At 66.8% G+C, this 1,692-nt stretch carries 2 protein-coding genes; one reads left to right on the top strand and one right to left on the bottom strand.

Annotation, left to right across the window (positions count from 1 at the left end; translation table 11 throughout):
• Positions 1-621, bottom strand: a 621-nt coding sequence (locus I71_RS05175) for an SDR family NAD(P)-dependent oxidoreductase (RefSeq protein WP_042691680.1), incomplete at its 3' end; no start/stop codon positions are given.
• Between the two features lie 103 nt (positions 622-724).
• Here I71_RS05175 and I71_RS05170 point away from each other — a divergent pair.
• A complete protein-coding gene (locus I71_RS05170) occupies positions 725-1,657 on the top strand; it encodes a LysR family transcriptional regulator (protein ID WP_042691676.1) in 933 nt (310 codons plus the stop codon).
• Positions 1,658-1,692: the final 35 nt, after the last annotated feature.

Below are 1,692 nucleotides of genomic sequence, written 5' to 3'. Positions count from 1 at the left end.
GACCAGACCCTGCTGCTGCGCCGCCTCCGGACCGGCCAGTTCGACCAGACCGGGCGTGCGGACCGGGCCGGGACTGAGTGTGTTGATGCGGATGCCGCGGTCCTTCAGGTCCAGGATCCAGCTGCGGGCGAAGTTGCGGACCGCCGCCTTGCTGGCGCTGTAGACACTGAAGGCCGCCGTGCCCATGCTGCCCGCCGTGGAGCCGGCGAGGATCACCGACGCGCCCCGTCCGAGCAACGGCAGCGCCTTCTGCACGGTGAACAGCACGCCTTTCACATTGCGGTTGAAGGTGTCCTCATACTGCTCCTCCGTGATGGCGCCCAGCGGCAGCATGCCGCCACCGCCGGCATTGGCGTAGAGCACGTCGAGCTTCCCGGCCTCGCTCTGGATCTGCGCATAGAGCCGGTCGAGGTCGGCGAGGTTGGAGGAGTCCGCCTGCACGCCCGTCGCCCTGCCACCGGCGGCGACGATAGCCGCCACTGCGGCCTCCAACTGCGACCGGCGGCGGCCGGTCAGATAGACCGTGGCGCCTTCGGCGGCGAAACGCTTGGCCGTGGCGAGGCCGATGCCGCTGTTAGCGCCGGTAACGAGGGCGATCTTGCCATCGAGCTTAGGTGACATCTGAAATCTCCTTGGAATTGGGTTGTTCGCTGGAGACGAGGCTATCGACGGCCAGTACATATCGAAATAGAAATGACTGAAAATTATCGTTGCAGGATTGGTGATGTCGAAGCTGCCGGATTTCGAAGGGTTGGCGATGTTTGCCAAGGTGGTGGAGGAGCGCTCCTTCGCCGGTGCCGCCCGCGCCATGGGCGTGTCGGTCGCCACCGTGTCGCGCGCGGTCGGCCGGCTGGAGGAGCGGCTGGGAGCCCGGCTGTTCAACCGCACCTCCCGCCGGCTGGCCCTGACCGATTTCGGCCATTCGCTCGCGGAACGCGCGACCCGCCTCTATGACGAGGCGGAAGCGGCGGAGAATGCGGTGCGCGAGATGTCCAGCCGCCCGCGCGGCCTGATCCGCTTCGCGGTGCCGATGTCCTTCGGGCTGCGCTGGGTGGCGCCGCTGCTGCCGGACTTCTTCCGGCTCTATCCTGAGATTTCCATCGACCTGCATCTGAGCGACGCTGTCGTCGATCTGGTGGGCGACGGTTTCGATGCGGCGTTGCGCATTGCGGTGCTGCCGGACAGTTCGCTGGTGGCGCGTCGGCTATGCGGGGTATCGCCGGTGGTGCTCGCCGCTCCCAGCTATCTCGCCCGCCATGGCGAACCGCGGCACCCCCGCGAGTTGAACGGCCACCATTGCCTGGGCTATGCCTACCGCCGCCGACAGGACATCTGGCACTTCACCAACAGGGCCGGCGAGGAGGAGAGCGTCACTCCATCAGGCCAGCTGCGTGTCACCAACGCCGATGCCCTGGTGCCGATGCTGCTGGAAGGGCTGGCAATCGCAGAGCTCCCGGAATTCATGGCGGCGGAACATCTGGCCGAAGGGCGCCTGACCGCGATCCTGACCGATTGGTCGCTGCCGAAAGGCGGCCTCTATTTCATCACGCCCTCGGCCCGCACGCGGCCGGCCAAGGTCGGGGTGCTTGCCGACTTTCTGATCGACCGGCTGTCGGAACCGCTGTGTTGGCGCCGGGACAACAACCCAGGCGCATGAGATCGGTGGCCAAGCCAGTCACTCCAGGGCAAGCA

The sequence above is a fragment of the Azospirillum sp. B506 genome (assembly GCF_000333595.1).
In the GTDB taxonomy this organism is placed as follows: domain Bacteria; phylum Pseudomonadota; class Alphaproteobacteria; order Azospirillales; family Azospirillaceae; genus Azospirillum.
The sequence above is the reverse complement of the archived record's forward strand: the minus strand, read 5'-3'. Positions and strand labels throughout refer to the sequence as shown.